The organism is Polaribacter sp. MED152 (assembly GCF_000152945.2).
Classification (GTDB): Bacteria; Bacteroidota; Bacteroidia; order Flavobacteriales; family Flavobacteriaceae; genus Polaribacter.
In genome coordinates this window covers 1,785,820-1,809,942 of the sequence record NC_020830.1, presented here as the reverse complement: position 1 = coordinate 1,809,942, position 24,123 = coordinate 1,785,820, and the positions used below count along the sequence as shown (strand labels likewise).

The following is a 24,123-nucleotide window of genomic DNA, read 5'->3' as shown; positions in this document are numbered from 1 at the left end:
TTAATTTCTTTTATCTTCTTAAATAAACCCATCCTGTTTTTGGTGTTCTGTTACCATCATTAAAGTAAATGGTATAGAAATAAGTGGCAGAAGGTAAAATGCCATTATTCATTGAGGTACCATCCCAATAAGTTGGTGTTGTATTTGGGTTTCCATTATGTGAATATGTAAACACTTTATCTCCATATCTGTTGATAATCACAATTCTAAATTTAGGATATTCTACATGTAAATTCGGAATCTCGAAAGTCTCGTTAATGTTATCTCCATTTGGTGAGAAACTTTCTGGGATTATAACTGTTATGTTAGGTGATATTGTACTTATTTCTGAATAATCATCTTCATCTATGTCTGCGTTATTTGGAGTCGAATCAGGATCTGACTCTGTTACACTTGTAACTTCTGCAATGTTAACCCAATCTCCAAAATTCAACACTTTTACAGTAATAGCTAACGTTTCAGCAGTATTACTTGTCATTGATGCTAAAGACCATATTCCTGTAAGACTATCATAATTACCTAAAGAAGGTGAAGCACTTACAAAGGTATAACCTGTAGGAATTAGATCTGTAACTTCCACATTAGTTGCACTACTTGGCCCTTTATTGGTAAGGCTTAACGTAAATATGATATTTGTGTCTACCAATGGGTTGTTATTGTTTACACTCATATTTAACTCTAAATCTGCAGATGAATTTGGAGTAATGCTTACACAAGCTTCATTATTGGTTAAATCTGCATCTCCTTGATTTATGCTAGTTACTTCTGCACAATTTTCATAATCTCCAGAGCTTAACACTTCTGCTTGTATAATTAATACGTTATTGTCTGAAGTTGAAACAGTACCCACATTCCAAATACCTGTTGTACTGTTATATGTAGAAGAACTGTTGTAACTGATAAATTGAAGACCAGAAGGTAAAATATCTGTTACTTCTACACCAGTTGCTGTATTAGGGCCTAAATTAGAAACTGATATTTCATAATTTATAACATCGCCTACATTTGGTGTTGAACTGCCTAAAACTCTTTTTGCAATAACTACATCTACAACAGAACCTGGTGTTATTGAAACAGAACCTACATTATTAGAACTATCTAAATCTGCTTGATCTGAAGTTAAATTAGAAGTTGTATTTGTAATAGTTTGACCTGTTGTACCAGTATTTACTGAGGCACTAATGTCTAAAGTAACAGCATCTCCATTGTTGATGCTACCAATTGTCCATAATCCTGATGATTGGTTGTAAGCACCATTGGTTGTTGAATGACTTGCATAGGTTACTCCAACAGGTAAAACATCGAATAAAGAAACATTTGTAGCTGTGTCTGGGCCATTATTGGCAACTGTAATTTGATACACAATTACATCATTTTCATTTGGTGAACTATTACTTACTGTTTTTACAACACTAATATCTGCACTAGTAACAGTAATTGATTCTTCTAAATCATCTGTAGTATCATCTGAGTCTGTTTGATCTTGTGTTTTGCTAATAGTATTTACAATTGTTTGACCTCCAGAATTCATATCTACACGAACTTGAAGCGTTAATGTTTCTATGTTACCTACCTCTAAATTACCAACATTCCAATTAGGGTTTGTCCAAGTACCTTCGCTAGGTGTTGCACTTACTAAAGTTAATCCTGTTGGTAAGGCATCAGTAATGGTTAATCCTGTTGCTCTTGCAGGACCTTTATTCTCTGCTTGAATTGTATAGGTAATTATATCACCAATATTAGGAGAATTATTATCTACAGTTTTGGTAATAATAACGTCTACATTTACTTGAGGTACTATACCTGCACAAGCATAATCATCTTCTGTTGTGCTACCATTGTTTGGTACAGAATCTGAATCTGTTTGATCTGCAGCAATTACTTCTGCACAATTTTCATAATCTCCAGAACTTAAAACTTCTGCTTCTATAAATAGAATTTTGGTATCATTATTGGCTAAAGTACCTACATTCCACTCTCCTGTTGTAGCATCATACGTTCCAGAACTATTATATCTTACAAATTGTAAACCAGAAGGTAAAAGGTCTTGTACAACAATACCTGTTGCTGTATTAGGTCCATCGTTTTTAACTACAATTTCGTAGCTAACAATATCTCCTGTTACTGGTGATGTATTGTTACCTAATACTCTTTTAGTTAAACTTAAATCTATTGATGAACCAGGAACTATAGTTACACTACCAACATTATTTGAACTATCAGGATCTGCTTGATCTGCTGTTAAATTAGCGGTAGTATTTGTAATGCTATTGAAAGAAGTATTTGCATCTACTGTTGCATTTATAGTTAAGGTTACAATGTCTCCATTATTTAAAGAACCAATAGTCCATAATCCTGTAGCTTGGTTGTAGTTTCCTGTATTTGCAAAATGACCAACGTAAGTTACACCTGTTGGTAATACATCTTCTAAACTAACTCCTGTTGCATCACTTGGTCCGTTATTTTCTACAGTAATTCTATAAACAATGGTATCACCTTCATTTGGAGAATTATTAGAAACCGTTTTAACCACTTCAAGATCTGAACTTGTTACTGTAAGAGATGCATCTAAATCATCTGTTGTAGCATTTGTATCTGTTTGATCTTGTGTGTTAGATATGGTATTAATTAAGGTTAAACCAAGCGTACCTGGTTCTACTAAGACTGATAGCGTTAAGGTTTCTGTAGTACCTGGAGCTAAATTACCAACTGTCCAATTTGGAGCATTCCAAGAACCTGCAGTTACAATGGCTTGATTGTAAGCTAAACCACTTGGTAAATTATCTGAAACAACTAAATTCGTTGCAGTTGCACCACCATTATTGGTAACAGTAATGGTATAGGTTACAATATCACCTTCATCAGGATTATCATTATCTACAACCTTAGTAAGTACAATGTCTGATTCGCTTCTAACAATAACAGTTGCAGATAAAACATCATTTGCAGTGCTTGGGTCTGATTGATCTGCAATAGCAGTAGAAGTTGTATTTGTAATACTTTGACCTGCAGTTCCTGCATTTATTTCTGCATTAATGTTAAGTGTTTTAGACGAGCCTGCTACTACATCACCTAAAATCCATAAACCTGTATTAGGATTGTAAGTTCCTACACTATCATCACTTAAATAAGTAACTCCAGTGGGTAAAACATCTGTAAGATTTACATTTGTTGCATCACTAGTACCATTGTTTTCTACTAAGATGCTATATAAAATGGTGTCACCTTCATTAACTGTAGATAAATCAACTGTTTTGGTAGTTACTAAATCTGAACTAGTAACTGTAATTGTTTCGGTTAAATCATCTGCTGTAGCATCAGAATCTGTTTGATCTTGAGTAACAGTAAGGTTATTCACTAACGTTTGTCCTCCTGTATTTGCATCTACTGTTACCTCTAGTTGTAAAGTTGCAGAATCTCCTGAATCTAATGAACTAATTGTCCAATTTGGTGCAGTCCAAACTCCTTGTGTAGGTATTGCATTACCAAATGTTAAGCCTGTAGGTAAATTATCTGTAATTACTAAATTGGTTACTCTTGCTGGGCCTTTATTTGTGGCTACAAGTGTGTATGTAATTACATCACCAACATTAGGGTTATTATTATCTACTGTTTTTGAAACTACTACATCTGCTAAATTATCTATAATTATAGAAGCTGATAATTCGTTTCCAGCATCTGTTGGATCTGATTGATCACCTATTGCTTTGGTAACTGTATTTGTAATAGTATTGCCTGCTTGACCAACATCTACAGAAGCTGTAATGTTTAAGAATACAGTATCATTGTTTGTAATGTCGCCAATTAACCAATCTCCAGAAGCACTGTTGTATAATCCGCTTGTGGTAGTATGAGTTACGTAAGTTACACCAACTGGTAATACATCTGTTAATGAAACATTGGTTGCATTAGAAGAACCATCATTTAAAACAGAAATGGTGTACGTAATTACTTCACCTTCAAAAGAAGTACCATTTCCACTACTTGTTGTAATGCTCTTTTTAGTGATTAAATTACTACTTGTTACATTAATGGTTGCTGATAAAACATCTGTAGAGTTGTCTGAATCTGCTTCATCACCAGTGGCTAGGGTAGTAGTATTGGTAATTGTATTTCCTCCTTGATCTGAATCTACTGTTGCAGTAATTTCAAGAACTTTTGTTTGTCCATTTGAAACAGTTCCTATTGTCCAAACTCCTGTAGTTAAATTATAAGCACCCGCAGAATTATCTGAAACATAAGTTACACCAGCTGGTAAAACATCCGTTAATGAAACATTATTTGCTGAATTTGGTCCTGAGTTAGAAACTGCAATTGAATATTTTACAGTATCATTAATATTCGGACTTGCATTATCTACAGTTTTTACTGTAATTAAATCAACACTATTTACATTTATGCTTGCTGATAAAACATCGCCTGAAGTAGTTGGGTCTGATTGATCACCAATTGCAGCAGTTGTTGTGTTGGTAATTGTAGTTTGATTTGCACCTGTACCAGCATCTACGCTTGCAGAAATATTTAAAGTTTTTGTTGTTCCGTTTGCAATATTACCAATTGTCCAAACCCCAGAAGTTGTATTGTAATTTCCAGCTGAATCATCAGAAACATAAGTTACACCATTTGGTAAAATATCTGTTAGACTAACATTGCTAGCATCAGATGGCCCATTGTTTGAAACTTCTATGCTGTACACAACTACATCACCTTCATTTGGTGTGCTATTACTTACAGATTTTACAGTCACTAAATTAGTACTTGTTACAGTTATAGAAGCAGATAATACATCTCCAGTTGTTGTTGGGTCTGATTGATCTGATTGAGCTGTAATTGCTGTATTTGTTATTGTACTGGCGCCAGTTCCTGCATTTACTGTAGCAGTAATTGTTAAGGTTTCTGAATCGCCATTTGTAAGATTAAAACCATCCCATAAACCAGAACCTGTGTTATATGATCCTGAAGTTGTGGTATGACTTACATAAGTTACACCTGTAGGTAAATTATCTGTAAGATTTACATTAGTAGCATCACTACCACCATTATTGGTAACCACAATTGTGTAGTTGATGGTATCACCTTCATTTGGTGTTGCATTGTCTACCGTTTTTACAGTTACTAGATCTGATGATGTTACAATAACAGTCTCAGATAAATCATCTGCAGAAGCATTTGTATCTGTTTGATCTTGTGTATGTGTAACATTGTTGGTTAAACTTAAACCACCAGTTCCTGCATCTACTAAAGCTTCAACAATTAACGTTTGCGGATCATTTACAGATAATTTAGATATGCTCCAATTTGGTGCAGACCAAACTCCTGATGAAGCAGTAACATTACCAAAAGTTAATCCATTTGGTAATGCATCTGTAAGTACAAAATTAGTTACTTCTGCTCCAGATTTGTTGGTTGCAGTTATGGTATATGTAATTGTATCACCCTCATTAGGATTGTTATTATTTACGGTTTTTGTAATTTCAATATCTGAAGAATTTTCAACAGTTAAAGCAACACTTAATATATCTGGAACGTTGTTTGGATCTGTTTGATCTCCTACAGCTTCAGTAGTTGTGCTGGTTATGGTTGTACCTCCAGTACCAATATTTACTTGCCCTTCAATAGTTAATGTTTTACTAGCATTGGTTGCTAAGTTTCCAATAGTCCATAACCCTGAACCTTGATTATAGCTTGTTCCTGCAGGTGCTGTAAAATTGGTAAAAGAAATGTCTGTTGGTAAAAATGCTGTTAAACTAATACCAGTTGCATCGTTAACTCCTTGGTTATTTACTAGAATTGAATAAGTAACAATATCACCTTCATTAGGTGTTGTATTATCTACAGATATTTGTGTAACTAGCTCAGAGCTTGCCACTGTAAATGAAGCGTCTAAATCATCTCCACTTGTTACCAAATCAGTTTGATCTGCAGTTGCTCTAGAAGTAACATTTACTATTGATGTACCAGAAGTACCTGCATTAACTGTTGCATTTATGTTTAAACTAATAGTAGCACCATTAGCTAAATTACCAATCGTCCAAACTCCTGTAACATTATTGTAAGATCCAGAACTGTCATCACTGGCATAGGTAACATCAGTTGGTAAAACATCTGTTAAAGAAACGCCTGTTGCATCACTTGGCCCATCATTAGTAACAGAAATAGTATAAGTGATTACGTCATTTTCATTTGGAGTAGTAACATTTACGGATTTACTTGTAATTAAGTTTGCACTTTGTACGGTTAATGATGCTGATAAATCATCTGTTGTTAAGTTACTATCTGTTTGATTTTGGGTATTAGAAACTAAACTTGTAAAAGTTTTACCTGCTGTACCTGAATCTACAGTAGCTTCTATAGTTAAAGTTTCTGTAGTACCACTAGCTAAACTACCAATCGTCCAATTTGGACTTGTAAAAGTTCCATTACTTGGAGAGGCAGAGGTAATGGTTAAACCACTTGGAATAGTGTTTTCAATAACCAAATTCTGAACTTCTGTAGGCCCATTATTTGTTGCAGTAACAATAAAAGTAACAGTATCTCCAATATTTGGTGAAGCATTATCTACAGTATTTGTGAGTACTATATCTGCATCATTTCCTATCGTTATTGCAACACTATCTGAATTGTTAGACGTATCAGGATCTGAATTATTAGCAGTTGCATTATTAGTTGTATTGGTAATGGTAGTTCCTCCAGTAGTAGTGTTAACGGTTGCATTAATAGTTAAAGTAGCTACACTACCTTTTGCAATAGCACCAACATTCCAAACTCCAGAACCATTATTGTAAGAACCTTCACTAGTAGCATGATTGGTATAAGTAACTCCAACAGGTAAATTATCAGTGATTGTTACTCCAGTTGCATTACTAGGTCCATTATTTGTAATGGTTAATGTATAAAGAATAGCATCACCTTCATTCGGATTTGTTTTATCAACAGTTAATGAGGTTACTAAATCATTAGATATTACATTAAAAGATGATACTAAATTATCATTCGTAATTGTAGGATCTACTTCTGCACCTTGTGCTTCTTGAGAAATTGCATTTGTAACAGTTTTACCAGCAGCAGATGCATTTACTGTTGCTGTTATTTCTAAAACATTAGATTCCCCATTTAGTAAACTACCAATTGTCCAAACTCCAGTAGTATTATCATATGCCCCTGAACTATCATCGGAAACATAGGTTACTCCACTAGGTAATTGATCTATTAAAGTAATTCCACTTGCAGAACTTGGTCCATTATTGATTACAGTAATTGTGTAAATAACAGTATCGCCTACATTTGCTTCAGTTACATTTACAGTGTTTGTTGTAACAAGATCTGCACTAACTACGTTAATTGTGGCAGCTAAACTATCTCCAACAGTAGTTGAATCTGCTTGATCTGCTGTTGCTGCAGAAGTTGTGTTGGTAATGCTAGTGTTTGCAGTACCTCCATTTACAGTAGCTGTAATATTTATGGTAGCATTGTTTCCTGCAGATAAATCACCAATTGTCCAAATTCCTGAGGTAGCATTATAAGTACCTGCATCATCAGATTTGTAGGTTACACCATTTGGTAACCTATCTACCAAACTAACATTAGTTGCGTTGTTACCAGCATTATTAGTTACTGTTAACGTATAAATAATGTCTTCACCTTCTGTAGGTGTTGCAGTATTTACAGTTTTGGTTGTAACTAAATCAGTGCTAGTTACCGTTATTGATTCAGATAAATCATCTGCAGTTGTATTGTTATCTGCTTGATCTGAAATTAATGTACTTGCTGTATTTACAATAGTTGTACCTAAAGTACCTGCATTTACTTGTGCATCAATAATTAATAAGGCATTTGCACCACTAGCTAAAGTTCCAATAGACCATAAACCTGATCCTGAATTATAAGAACCATTAGTTGCAGTATTACTTAAATAAGTTACTCCAGTTGGTAAAACATCTGTAATAGCCACATTTGTTGCAGTGTCTGAGCCTGTATTGTTGGTTACTCTTATGCTATAGCTAATTACATCACCTTCATTAGGATTGTTGTTATCTACTGTTTTAGTAGCAAATAAATCTACTGATGTTACTGTAATTGCTTCTGAATTATCATCTTGAGTAGCATTTGAATCTACTTGATCTTGCGTATTAGAAATTGTATTGGTAATGGTATTTCCTCCTTGATCTGCATTTACAGTTGCAGTAATCGTTAAATTTCTAGTTTCGCCATTTGGTAAAGTAGCTAACGTCCAAGTAGAATTTGTTGCATTCCAAACCCCAGAACCAGCAATTTCATTTACAAAAGTTAATCCTGCAGGAAGAACATCTGTAATAACAACATTTGTTGCATTGGCTGGCCCATTATTGGTTACAGAAATTGTGTAATCTATAGTATCTCCAATATTAGGAGTGCTGTTATCTACTGTTTTCGATAATACAATATCTGTAAAGTTACCAACAGTTATGGTGGTAGAAAGTACATCGTTTGCAGTGCTAGGATCTGCTTGATCTCCATTAGCAGCTGTTGTTGATGCAGTAATGGTATTACCAAAAGTATTTGCATTTACAGTAGCTGAAATAGTTAAAGTTTTAGATGAATTTTTAGAGATATTTCCTATTGTCCATAAACCAGTTGCTTGGTTATAAGCTCCAGGTAAAGATGAACTTACAAAAGTTAAACCTGTTGGTAAAACTGATGTTAAAGATGCGTTTGTTTCATCATTTGGTCCGTTATTATTTACTGTTATTGTGTAAGTAACTGTATCACCTTCATTAGGTGTAGGATTATCTACTGCAATAGTTGTAATTAAATCACTTTGTGTAACATTTATAGCTACAGACAGTACATCTCCTGCAGTATTTGAATCTGCAATATTACCTTGAGCAGCTGTTGTACTTGTCGTTATTGGATTATTTTGTGCTGCACCACTTGCAACTGTACCTAATAAGGTTAAAGTAGTAGAGGTGTTTTTAGATAAATTACCAATAGTCCAAATACCTGAAGTAGATGAATAACTACCTTGTGCAACAATTGCAGAATTAAAGTTAATATCACTTGGTAATAAACTTGTTAAACTAACAGATGATTCGTCATTTGGCCCATTATTGGTTACAGTAATTGTATAGTTTACTGCTTCACCTTCATTAGGTGTTGGGTTGTTTACACTAATTACCGTAATTAAATTTGCACTAGATACTGTTAAGTTAGCTTCTAAATCATCTCCAGCAGTTGTTGGGTCTGTTTGATCACCAATTGCTCTTTGTGTTATTGTATTTGTTATGGTTTGTGCATTTGTTCCAGAATCTACAGTTGCAGAAATGGTAAGAGTAGCACTTCCAAATTCATTAATAGTACCTATATTCCAAATTCCTGTTGATGATGCATATGAACCTTGACTTGCTGTTGCACTTGCAAATGTTAAACCAGTTGGCACATAATCTTCTAGTGTGATGTTATTCTCATCATTAGGTCCATTATTGGTAACAACAATGGTGTAGTTTACAGTATCACCAACATTAGGATTTGTATTATCTAATGAGATTGATGTTATTAAATTAGAACTAGTAACTGTTAAACTTGCTTCTAAAACATCACCAATTGTAGATACATCTGCTTCATCTGCTGTTGCAGGTGTTATGGTACTTACAATTGTATCACCACCTTTATCAGCATTAATTGTAGCTGTAATTTGCAGAGTTGCAGTACTATTTGCTGGAATTGTACCAACTGTCCAAAGTTGATTCCCATTTGAATAAGTACCTTGACTTGCTGAACTACCCACATAAGTTACACCTGATGGTAAATTATCAGTAAATACAACATTAGTGTAAGCAGATGGCCCATTATTGGTTAAAGTGATGGTATAATTTACAGTATCTCCTGTGTTTGGTGATGTATTGTCTACCGTTTTTACCGTAATTAAATTACCACCAGTAACTGTGATAGGCACAGATAAAACATCTCCAGAATTACTAACATCTGATTGATCTGCTACTGCAGCAGTTGTAGTATTCGTAATAACACTACCAATTGTACCAGCATCTACTGTTGCTGTTAAGGTTAAGGTAGCTTTGTTTCCTTTTGATAAAGTTCCTATAGACCATAAGCCAGAACTACTGTTGTAAGTTCCAGAAGATACAGATGCTGAGCCAACTATACTAAGCCCTGAAGGTAATAAACTAGTTAAAGAAACATTGGTTGCATTTGTACTACTTATGTTAGATACATTAACTGTATACTCAATAGTATTTCCTTCATTAGGTACAGGATTGTCTACACTTATAGTGGTAACTAAATCTACACTTGTAACATTCATTACTGCACTTAATACATTAGAAGATAAAGTACTACTTGTATGATCTCCGTCTGCAGCAGTAGTATTAACTGTAATTGAAGTACCACCAGTATTATTGTTAACTTGTGACGTTACCACTAAGGTAGCTTGAGCTCCATTCGCTAAATTCCCTATAGACCAAACTCCTGTTCCAGGAATAAAACTTCCTTGAGAAGCAGAATCGCTGTTATAAGTTAATCCAGAAGGAACAAAACTTGTTAAACTAATATTCTCATCTGCAGTTGGTCCGTTATTGGTAACTGTAATTGTATATGTTACAATGTCTCCTTCATTTGGTGAAGCATTAGAAACTACAACATTGGTTAATAATTTTGCACCTAATACATTTATAGTTGCTGTTAGATTATCGCCATTTGTATTTGGATCTGTTACTGTACCTGAAGCTGCTGTTGTTGTAGCAACAATTGCAGAGCCTGCAGTATTTGCATCAACAGTTGCATTTATAGTTAAGGTTGCAATACTTCCATTAGATAATGTACCAACATTCCATAAACCACTTCCTGAAGTATAAGTACCTTGACTTGGTGAATTCGATACATAAGTTACTCCTGAAGGTAGTACATTTGTTAAATTAATACCAGACTCTGAGTTTGGCCCAGAATTTCTAACGGATAAAGTATAAACTACAGTATCACCTTCATTTGGAGTAGTATTATCTACTGATAATTGGGTAATTAAATCTGCTGTTTGTACTATAATATCCGATTGTAAATTATCACCTGTAGTTGTTGGGTCTGTTTGATCTCCATTTGCAGCAGTAATTACATTGCTTATGGTAGTTCCACCAGTATTTGCATCTACAGTTGCTGTTAATTCTAAAGTTACAGTAGTAAATTTTGCAATACTACCTATGGTCCATAAACCAGAAACTGAATTATAAGTACCAGAACTTGCATTATCTGCACTGTAAGTAACTCCAGTAGGTAATTGCGCTGTTAAACTTGTATTAGTCTCATCACTTGGGCCATTATTGGTAACACTAATCAAGTACTTAATGGTATCACCAACATTCGGATTTGGATTATCAACTCTAATAGTTGTTACTAAGTTTGCACTTGTAACGTTTACATCAACACTAGTAATATCTCCGTTAGTTGTTGGATCTGCTTGATCACCACTCGCAACTGAATCTATAGTATTCGTTATTGTTTGTCCTCCTTGATCTGAATTTATAGTCGCTTTAATTTTTAAAGTAACTTTATCACCAGAATTTAAAGTACCAATGGTCCAAACACCAGTTCCTGAATCATAGGTTCCTTGCGATGCTGTTGGTATTCCACTTAAAGTTACACCTGCAGGTAATTGATCTGTCAAAGAAATATTAGTATCACTTAAACCTCTGTTGTTTATTACAGTAATTGTATACTCAATGATATCATCTACATTCGGAGTTGGATTATCTACTGCAACTACAGTTACTAAATCTGATGCACTAACAGTAATATCTGCTGTTAAATCATCTCCAGCAGTTGTACCATCTGTTTGATCTCCTGCAGCTCTAGCAGAAATAGTATTGGTAATTACATTACCTAATGTCCCTGGATCTACTGTTGCTGTTATATTTAAAGTCTCTGTATCTCCTTGATTTATATTTCCAATGGTCCATATTTTACTAGTAATGTCATATGAACCTGCTGTAGCTGAGCTACTTACAAAACTTACACCTGTTGGTAATTCATCTGTTAAAGAAACATTTGTAGCATTTGTTTTACTAATGTTAGAAACATTTATGGTATAAATAACAGTATCACCTTCATTAGGTACAGGATTATCAACTGATTTCGTAGTAACTAAATTAACTGTAGTTACGTTTATAGAGGCAGATAACACATTTCCTGTTGTAGATGCATTGGTATGGTCACCTTCTGCTTTTGTAGTTGTTGTTGTAATCGTAGAACCTCCTGTACTTGCGTTTACAGTTGCTTTTACTATTAAAGTAGCATTGGCACCATTTGCTAAGTTTCCAATTTGCCAAAGTCCAGTATTTTGATCATAAGAACCTTGACTTTCAGTAGCCGAAACTAAAGTTAAGCCTGCAGGCAATTGGCTTGTTAATTCAATATTTCTATCTGTTGATGGGCCATTGTTAACCACTGTATACGTATATGTAACCTCATCACCTTCATTTGGAGTAGTATTATTTACAAATAAAGTAGTTACTAATTTTGCATCTTCTACAGTAATACTTGCAGATAAAATATCGCCTGTTGTATCTAAGTCTACAACATCACCTGAAGCAGCACTTATTGTATTTGTAATTGTATTTCCACCTTCATTGGCATCAACAGTGGCTGTGATTTCTAGAGTAGCTGTTGCTCCATTTGTTAAAGTTCCTATAGTCCATAAACCAGTACTATTATTATATGAACCTTGAGTTACAGTTTCACTTTGGTAAGTAACACCTGAAGGTAAAACATCAGTTAATTTGGTATTTGTTTCATCATTAGGCCCTGCATTTCTAACTAAAATGGTATAAACAATCGTTTCCAATTCATTTGGTGAAGGGTTATCTACACGAATAGTTGTAACTAAGTTTGATGTTGCTACTAAAATATCAGTAGATAAAACATCACCAACTGTTGTTGGATCTGTTTGGTTACCTGAGGCAGCAGTTGTTGTGTATGTGATTGTGTTTCCAGCCTGATTCGAATCTACTGTCGCTATTAACTCGATTGTGGCAGAAGACAATGCTGTTAAACTTCCTATTGTCCAAACTCCTGAAGCATAACTACCAGAAGAAGGGTTTGCACTTACAAAAGTTAAACCTGAAGGTACCATACTTGTTAAAGAAATCGCATCTTCATTAGAAGCTCCATTATTGGTTACAGTAATTGTATATTTTACCTGATCTCCAATATTTGGGTTTTTATTATCAACATTAAGAACGGTAACTAAATTGGCACTAGTTACGTTAACAGTGGCAGATAAAGTATCTCCTACATTTGACGGATCTGCTTCATTACCTTTAGCAGCCGTAGTTGTATTTGTAATAGATTGTCCTCCTTGATTTGTATCTATACTAGCAACTATGCTTAATGTTGCATCAGAATTTGTTGTTACATTTCCTATAGTCCAAAGCCCTGAAGTTTGATTATAAGTACCCTGACTTTCAGTATGGCTTACATAACTAACTCCAGCAGGCAATAAATCTGTTAAAGATACATCTGTATGATCTGATGCACCAACATTAGAAACCGTAATTGTATAAACAACATTGGTATTAATATTTGGTGTTGGGTTATCGACCGTTTTTACAGTTATTAAATTAGAATTTGTAACTGTAAGTGATTTGGATAAAACATCTCCAACACTACTTGTATCTGATTGATCTGCTACAGCTGCAGTTATAGTATTTGTTATTGAAGTACCACTAGTATTAGCGTTAACTGTAGCCGTGATTTCTAAAGAAACTTTTGCATTAGAACCTATAGCTCCTATAGTCCAAAGACCAGTTGAGTCATTATAAGTACCTTGAGATGCAGAGTTGCTTACATAAGTTAAGCCAGCAGGTAAACCTGCAGTTAATGAAGTATTTGTAGCTTCTGTTGCACTAACATTGGTAACATTAATAGTATATTTAATAGTACTTCCTTCATTTGGCACACTATTATTTAAACTTAAAACTGTAACTAAATTAGTACTTGTAGGATTTACATTTACAGACAAAACATCAGCAGTAGAGGTAGGATCTGTTTGATCTCCATTAGCAGCTGTTGTGTTTACGGTAAGTGTATTTCCTCCTTGATCATTATTTACAGTTGCAACTATAGTTAATGTTTCTGTAGTGTTTTGAGTAATATTACCAATTGTCCATAAGCCTGAACCATCATTATAAGTTCCTTGGCTTGGAGTTGCACTAACAAAGGCAAATCCATTAGGTAACAGACTTGTTAAACTTGTATTTGTTTCATCATTTGGACCATTATTTGTTACATTGATAGTGAACGTAACATTTTGGCCAACGTTTGGTGTAGCATTATCTACACTTAAAATAGTTACAAGATCAGCACTAGTTACATTTAAACTGGCAGAAAGTACATCTCCTGCAGTTATTAAATCTACCTGATTTCCAGTAGCAGCTGTTGTTGATCCTGTTATGGTTTGTCCTCCTTGATTTGAATCAACAGAAGCAGTAATATTTAATTGAGAAGTAGCACCATCGTTTATAGCACCAATTGTCCATAAACCAGTTGTGGTATTATAGGCACCTGAAGCATCATCACTAATATATGTAACTCCTGATGGTAACAAACTAGTTAAAGAAACATTTGTTTCATTACTAGGCCCTGCATTGTTTACAGTGATTGAAAATACAACCTGACTACCAACATTTGGTGTTGGATTATTCACAGAATATACTGTAATAAGGTTTGCTGAAGTAGGTGTGTAACTTTGTGATAAAACGTCTCCTGCATTAGTTGCATCTGTTTGATCTCCATTTGCAGCAGTTGTACTAATTGTATTGGTAACATTACCTTGATTAGCATCAACAGTTGCATTAATCGTTAAAGTTGCAGAATTACCATTGGTTAAACCACCTAAAGTCCATAAACCAGTTGTTTGATTGTAAGACCCTACTGAAGCAACATTACTAACATAGGTTAAACCACTAGGCACTACATTAGTTAATGAAATACCTGTTGCATTTCCAGGGCCATTATTGGTAACTGTAATGGTATAGGCAAAGTTGTCATTTACATTAGGTGATGCATTAGTGATTGACAATACAGTTACCAAATTTGCACTAGTTACTGTAATAGATGCTGTTAAATTATCACCTGTATTTGTAGTGTCTGTTTCTGTAGCACTAATGTTGGTGATGGTATTATCTATATGATTACCTGCAGTTCCAGAATCTACAGTTGCAGTAATGATTAAAGAATCAGAATTTCCAGCATTGATAGTGCCAACTGTCCAAAGACCTGTTGTTGAATTGTAAGTACCACCACTATTGTCTGAAACGTAGGTAACTCCATTTGGTAATACATCAGTTAAAGAAACGTTTGTTGCATTATCTGTACCAGCATTATTTATGTTGATGGTATACTGAATCGTTTGTCCTTCATTTGGTGAGGCATCATCTACAGAAATTACAGTAACTAAATTGATGCTTTTTACTGTAATATCTGCAGTACTTGCAGGTAATGTATTACTTGTACTTTGATTGCTTACTATTTTTGAAACTGCAGTTGAAATGGTATTACCTGCAGTACCTGAATTTACGGTTGCAGTAATTTCTAAAGAAGCATTTGCACCATTTGCAATAGCAGCTGGTTGCCAAATTCCGGTTGCTGAATTGTAAGCACCTGCACCATTATCTGATACATAAGTTAAGCTTGATGGTAAAATACTAGTAAGCTCAATTCCTGTTGCAGTATTTGCACCTGAATTGCTAATAGTTATAGTGTATTTTATTGTATCACCTTCATTAGGTGTTGCATTGTCTACCACAATTGTAGTTGTAAGTGCTGCTTGATTTACAGTTAAATCTGCAGATAAAATATCACCTGTAGTAGTTGTATCGTTTTCAGTTGCGGTTGTTGCAACAGTTTGGTTAATGGTATTACCAGCTTCACCAGAATCTATACTTCCTACAATATGCAATGTTGCACTGTTTCCTGAAGCCAAATTACCAATAGACCAAATGCCTGAAGTTGAATTATAATCTCCTGAACCATCATCTGAAATATAAGTGATTCCTGAAGGAATTGTAGCAGAATTAACTTGAACGTTAGTAGCTGCACTAGGTCCGTTATTGGTTACTTTTATTTGATAAGTTATTTCATCATTTTCATTTGGTGTAGCATTATTTACTGCTAAAACAGTAACCAAATTAGCTTGAGCAACTGGTGTTACAGTAATTGTAGCATAATCGTCTTCTGTTGTATTTCCATTTCCAGGTGTAGAATCTGGGTCTGTTTGATCTGCAAATGCAATTTCAGCCGGAAAAGAATAAGTTCCTGATGCATTTACAGAAGCTGTAATGGCTATAATCTCAGGATTTGCATTAGTTACAGGCCCAACAAACCAATTTCCTGTTACTGGGTTATAAGTTCCTTTACTAACAATTGCACTAGCATAAGTATAACCTGAAGGTAATAAAGCAGTAGCATCTACATTAGTAGCATTGCTTGGGCCAGCATTTGTTAATGTAATTGTAAACACTACATTATCGCCAACATTTGGTGCGTTATTATCTACAGTTAAAGCAATACTTAAATCTGCTTCATTATCTATAGTGATGGTAACAGTAGCAGTTTTTGAAACGGATGTTGGTGTATTTGTAACTTGATATTCTATAGTTACATCAGTACCAGCTTCTGCTAAAGTTGGTGTATAGGTTAAAATACCTGTGGTGTTATCAAAAGAAACTACACCTGCAGCAGAACCTCCTGTTTGTGTTATTGTTGTATTTGCACCTGGTAGAAAATCGTCATTTGCTAAAATGTCTACATCCTTTGCTTGAGCTACTTTTGCAGTAGCTGTATCATTATTTGCAGTTGCAATATTGGTGTTAGGATCTGTTGCGTTTGGATTACCATCATTGTCAATATCTGGATCTGTTTGATCTGGAATTTGATCTCCATCAGTATCTTTTTGAACAACAATTGTTGCAATACCATTAGAACAATTAGATGGATCTACATTTTCACAAATTCTGTACTCTAAGAAGTAAATTCCTGCAAGTACACTAGCGTTAATGCTTATATCTCCAGTAGCTATGTCTAAAGAAATTCCTGCACTTGTACTACTTATTTGGCTAAGTGTTACTTCTGTAATTAGTGCTGGTGAATTGTTTAAAATATCATTGGTTAATACATTTACAATAGATGAATTCGCTACTTTTTCTACTACTTGAGCAGCATCATTATCTGCACTAATATTGTTAGAAATAATAGATAACACAGCAGCATTCGAGGTTACATCTGAGTCACAAACGTAAGATGGTGTAGTGATAACCACTCTATATTGATTGCTGTTAAACGTGCTATTATTAGGCGTTACAACTAAACTAGCTGAGGTAGAACCTGTGTAAAAACTATTGTCTGCTAAATCTGTCCAAGTACCAACTCCACCATCATTTACTTGCCATTGATAACTAACATCTGTTCCTGAACCACTTATTGCAGTTGTTACAGAAAAGGTAACAGATCTATTAATATTAGTTAAATGATCTACAGGTTGTGTAGTAATGCCTGATAAGGCTTTTGAAGTTTGTAAGAAATCATCTGTACCATTTGAATCATTGTCAGTTGGTAGTGTGTTATATGCATTACCTGTTACACCAGCTGCAATAACCAAACCATTAGCATCTACAGTAGGTGAACCTGAACCAAATTTTCCATTGTTGTCTGAATCTGCATTTGCACCATAAACTTCATTTGAGTCATTACAGCCATCATTATCTGAGTCTGCATCTAAAGAATTTATAATTCCATCTGAATCTATATCTGTGTTTCCAGCATCTTCAATACTATCTAAGATACCATCATTATCATCATCTAAGTCATTTATATCTGCAACTCCGTCAAAATCTGTATCAAGTAAAATAGTTAAGTTTACTGTACCATATTCTGCTGGTAATGTACAATTCGTTGGATCTGCAATTTCACAAAGTTTGTATTGAAAAGAATAAGTTCCAGGTGTTGCTGTTCCATCTGAAGAAACTTCACCTGTTGCAGTATCAAAAGTAATTCCATTAGGCACTGTACCAATTAATGTAATGGTTAAATTACTTACACTTGCTGTAATTCCTGCAGACATATCGTTAGAAAGCACTGTAGGAATAATGGTACCATTAAAAGCTTGTGATATTGTTTCAGTTTCATCTACAATTACAAATGGCTCTGGAGTAACTGTTAATTTTGCAGCATCCGTAAGAAAAGTACCAGCACAAACACTAGAATTGTTAAATACTTCTATTCTGTATAGGTTATTGTTTTTAGCATAAAGTGCTCTAATTACTGTTAGAGTAGGCGTATTAACTCCTGAATATTCTGCATTATTAGTTAAATCAGTCCAGCTAGTAGCACCAGCTTCTTTAACTTGCCATTGATAAATAGGTGAGGTTCCTGATCCTTTTGTATTGAATTCAACCGTAAAAGTAGCATCGTCTTTAGAGTCTACTGTAATTGGGTTAGGTTGTGTTTTTACATGTGTTACTATAAGTGAAGATTGAATGAAATCTTCTGTACCATTAGAGTCAATATCTTGAGGGTTTCTGTAGTCTGCAGCAATTACTTTACCTGTTGCGTCTACTGCAGGTTTACCAACACCATAAACACCATCAGAATCTGGATCTATTTTTGAACCATAAACTTCATTTACATCATTACAACCATCTCCATCTGAATCTGCATCTAATGAGTTCGAAACACCATCTAAATCTATATCAGAACCAGGACAAGAACTTAAAGGAATGGCTGTGTATATTAGGTTCATGGCTAATATATCATTATTATTAAGTGTGGCTAAATTTGGCCCACTAGAAACTCCTCCTACAGTGGTTAAAATATCAACATCAGATAATAAAATATCATTATAAACTTCATCTTTAATGATTACAATATTGTTATTAGCATCTGCAGCAAGAATAACATCATTTTTAGTAGAATTTGGTTCATAAACAGCTTGAAAAGTTCCTCCTTGGATAAAAGAAGTACTTTTACCAAAAGGCCCATCAAAAATACTAGTTGAGGCACCAATTGTAGTTGGTGTGTCTGGGTTTGTATTACCCGATTTAAGAACTCTGCCCCATTTTGTAGATGATGCTTGCGTAACTATAACTGTTTTGTTAGGACTTGAAGACCATGTTTTTATAGCCGTGAATTCTGCATCTGAAAGCCAAGATTCTATAGTTGGAATTTTATCTATACCACCAATAAATATAGCATCTAAATTTAAATTATCTAAATCGGTTTTGGTTATCGGGCTTGCGTTTATAGGCACTAAAACAATTTCTGTTTTTACAATACCTGAAGGACCAAAATTTGCTGGATTTTGAATTTTTTGAGTAAGTGCATTACTCATATTATTACCATCTAGAGTATAGCCATCATCTCCATCTAAATCTCTAGCATTTGGTATATATCCTAAACGCATTTGAGTGGGTAGTATACATTCTCCTTCTACAGTGTCTAAAATTCCATCATTATCATCATCTAAATCTGTAACATCTGGAACACCATCTGCATCTGTATCTAACTGAACTACTAAATTTACAGTGGTTGAATCACAATTGGTTGGATCTGCCTTTTCACAAATTTGATATTGTATAGTGTAACTTCCTGGAGCTAAAGCAGCCTGTGTAACTAAAGAGTTTGTTGCAGCATTAAAGGTTACATTACCATTGGTAGTGCCAAAGTCGGTTACAGTTACGTTTAAATCAGAACTTGTTGCAGCTACTCCTTTAAATAGATCATTTGCTATTAAACTTGTAGCTAAATCGCCTGTGCTATTTTGTACGATAGTGTAGGTGTCTAAAGTAGCCACAATTGCGTGTGGTGTAACTGTTAATGCAACTTCACTTGTAGTTAATTCAGGGTCACATGCCAAAGCAGGATTAGTGATTTTAGCAAAATATACATGCCCATTATCTGTACTGTTAAAGTTAGATACTGTAAGTGTTTTAGTATCTACACCACTATAAGCCTCATTAAAACTACCAGCAGTAATTGTTGAATTTGTTAATTTTTGTTCTGCTCCTGTACCATTTTCTTTAAGGTACCATTGAATAACAGAGGTGTCTGTGCCTGAACCTGTTAAGGTGTAATCTACTGTAAAAACGGCATCAGTATCAATTGTAGAAGTTACTGCAGTAGATTGCGTGGAAATAGCTCCTAACTTTTGACTTAGTTGTTGAAAGTCTTTTGTACCATTTGAATCTGCATCTAAAGGACTTTTTGTATAAGCACGAGTACTTGCTGCAATACCAGCAGCAACTACTAAACCATTGGCATTTACACCTCCATTAGCTAAGGTTGGTGTTGCTCCATATTGTCCATTTCCATTGGTATCAAAACCTGTTCCATATGCTTCATCTACATCATTACAACCATCACTATCACCATCATCAGATAAGTAGTCAAACACCCCATCATTATTACTATCTATGTGTGTAGTTACATCTGCAGAGAATGATAAGGTTTGTATACCTATACCTCCTGGACCATTTTCGTTGTTAAAAGCTGTACCTACTCTTACACCTTTTTCAAAATCTACCAATGGCATTGGGTTAGGTTTTGCATTGGTAATAAAAGGCAAGGCATCTTGGCGTCCACCATTCTTAGTGTCTGCCATTAAACGTACTTGTCTACCCAATAAATCCAATTCAAGAGTGGGGTTCCCTTCTCCATTCCAAGGAGCCCATCCACCACCATTAAGATCAAATATGTTATTGAATGCAGAAACGTTATATTGTGCATAGTTAAAATTAACCACAATAACTCCGTTAATTTCTATATAAATACCATCATCAAAATACCCATTACCTGTAGCACTAGATTGACTACCTATTTTAAAGTCTACTACAACATTACTTACGGTTTCTTTTGGTGCAAAGTCTACATCTATTTCTACAAAAGAGATTGTACCAATACCACCTCCAGAACCATCTTCTGATCTTGAAACAGCTTCAAAAGCAAATTTACCAGTAGTTGATTTATCTGTAACCACATAACCGTTTGTAGGATTTGAAATACTTGGTCCAGCAGCAGCTTTGATTGATGTTGATGAGGTATATGTGCTTATTGGTCTTGCAGGAATTATAGCCCCAAAACCTTCATCTGTATTTAAAATACCATCATTATCTGCATCTAAATCGTCAGAATCTAACACTCCATCACCATCTGTATCTAAATTATCAGTTACAATTATGGTACCTGTAGCACTTACATTTCCGCATTTACCAGTTAAAGGAATACTATAATTATAAGTACCTGCCAAAGTTGGTGTACCACTTAAAGTGATTACATCTGCAGCATAATTTGCAGTAACTCCTGTTGGTAAACCTGTTGCAGTACCAATACCAGTAGCACCAGTAGTAGTATGTGTTATTGGTGGTAAAGTTTGGTTGGTTCCTACAGTTGGTGAGCTTGATGCAGCACTAACAGTTTCTGCCTCATAAATAGTGATTTTACCAGTAATAGTTGGTGCTGTACTACATTGTGAGCTTACTGTGTTTATGGTGTACGTAAAATTACCTGTTTGTGTAGGCGTGCCAGAAATGGTAAAAACTTTAGCAACATTGTTAAAACTACCGGTTAAACCTGTTGGTAAACCTGTAATGGTAGCACTATCTATATTTTTTGCATCGTAGGTGATGTCTGTAATTGGGTCTGTAATACAAATTTCTTGGTTATCTGTAGTACTAGCAGAAGATAAAGCAATTGATGCAGGTGTGCCTTGAATTGTAAAAACGGCACCATCAACTAATGTAACACCTTGAAATATTAAAGTTTCTAATGATATTGCAGAAGCTGTAAATTGGGTTATGGTACCATCAGTAAAATCGCCATTTCCATCTTCATCTATAATTAAGGTATAATCAGTATTTAAAACTCCAGAAAGGCAAATACTGTCTAAACTAAAAGTAACATTAATACCATTTACATTATTTGTATTTTTTACTTTCCACTCTCTGGTTATACGTGTTTTGCCAATACTTGCAGAAGGTAAATCTGTAGACTGTTCTGTCAATGCACCATTGTCATGGCCAATCATTAAAAATTCTCCATCAGCTAAATTAGTGGGGTTTGAAATTGTAACGTTACCTTTACCTGGAATACCTTTTCCATCTCCAAAACCAGTATTAATTGGGTTAGATACTTTTAAGTTTAATCCATCCACATTAGATCTACCAATCCCAAAAACATCATTCCAATAACTAGTATTATCCCAAAGAACGGTTCCATTAGAAGTAATATAGCTACCAACAGAAGGGTCTAAAGTAATACCATATTTAATGGCTAAATACGTGATTATTTTTTTTCGTTGAAGTTCTGTATGGGTGTTAGAGAACATTATTAATTCAGCGATTTCCCCATCAAAATAATCTCTATTTGTAGATGCAAAATCTGTACCTATTAGTGGGGTTCCTGCAAAAGTGCTTATAGACGATCCAGTACTTGTAACTTCTGATGTAGAAAACACTTTTCCATCAATAGAGCTAAATTGGTTATTTAAATTATTAGCAGGTATAATCTCAGAAACCGCTATTCTAGCCTTTGAAGTTCCTAAATCTCCTGCAGATTGAAAAATTATTCCTTGACCAGAAGATGAGTTTGAAACCCACATATTTGGGCCAACAAGCATACTACCATCATAACCTTCTACACCTTTATTAACACCTATTAAAGGGTCTTTTTCTGTGGCGCTATTTCTTTTATAAACAGCATATATATTTTGAAAAATTATGGGTTGACTCCCTTGTAGATAGTCATCTACACCATCAAACGCAATGGCTTTGTTAAAATTTATGGCATTATTTACAACTTTTGGGTTACCAACAATAGTAAATGTATTGGCTCCAGATTGGTCATCCCAATTGGTAAGATTATCTCCAGAATTTGAAACACCATCACTGCTATTTAACCATAAACCTGCACCATTAACTCCACCAGGAGAAATGGTTGTAAATGTTTGGTCTGAACCAAATGAATCACCTGCTGTATTTGTAGATTTTAACCTGTAATGATATTCAATACCTGGTGTTAAACCGGTTAAATTTGCTGATACAGTAATTGCTGAAGATGCATTGCCTGAAGAAGGTGTAGGCGTTATAGTTTGACCATAACTTGTAGTTAACCCATACTCAAATTCAAAATTAGAGGTTGAACCTTGTGGGTTAACCTCGCCATTTAAAGTAGCTGTTGAACCAAATACGTTTGTAGCAGGATTAGTTGTTACAGAAGAAAGAGCAGCGCCAATTTGTGATTGATTTAAAGGGCCATCCCACAAACGAATTCCTTCTACAGTTCCACCAGGTGTATTTTCTGAACCTGTACCATCATTTTTAAAAAAGATAAATTCGTGTTTACCTCCAACCAATCTAGGTACTGCAGAATCATTGGTGTCTATCTTAGAATATACTAAGGTTACAGAACCATCATTCTCTACTATATAAACATATAATTCTTTAGAATCTGCTGTTCTTGTTAAAATGAAATCGTAAAAAACGTTTGGTGTATAAGTTACTGCATTATTCGCACCAAAAGGAAAAAACTGTAAGTTTTGATGATTAAAATAAAGCCCATTATCATCTGTAGGGCCCTTAAAGGAAAGAATTTTTTTATAGCTTTTAGAGGTTCCATCTGGGTTACCTGTATTCTGATAAGAAATTCTAAAACCTATAGAATAGCTTTCTTCATCAACCAATTTATCGGTTTGTAAAATTAAACCTCCTCCAGGAGTACTTGGTTGAGACCAGGTCCATCTATTTGGGTTTGAACTAAAGCTCGAAGATGCTACATTGGTTGCTGTTAAACTAACTCCAGTAAGTTTAGTATCATTTAAATTACCATTAAATTCAAAGTTATGTACTAAGTTTTGACCTAATAAAACAGGTGAACTAAGTACTAAAATTAAGGTAAGTTTTTTAATGTTTAATAGAATAGAATGAAGGTAACTATAAATCATCTTTATTAAATAAATTAATTATTTCATAGGCAAAAAAACACCTGTCAAGGAGGGAAAAAGAATGTTTTTTAATTTTAAAGCCTAAAAGTAAATAAAAAAGTCGAAACTTATTAACAAGAATTTAACAGATTTCAGTTATTATCAGACATTTA

General features: G+C 34.5%; 1 protein-coding gene. It reads right to left on the bottom strand.

Annotated features, from left to right (window positions below; all coding sequences use genetic code 11):
- Window positions 1–10: 10 nt before the first annotated feature.
- Entirely contained in the window at window positions 11–23,971 is a 23,961-nt protein-coding gene (locus tag MED152_RS13685; RefSeq protein ID WP_015481346.1) for an isopeptide-forming domain-containing fimbrial protein, read from the bottom strand.
- Window positions 23,972–24,123 lie beyond the last annotated feature (152 nt).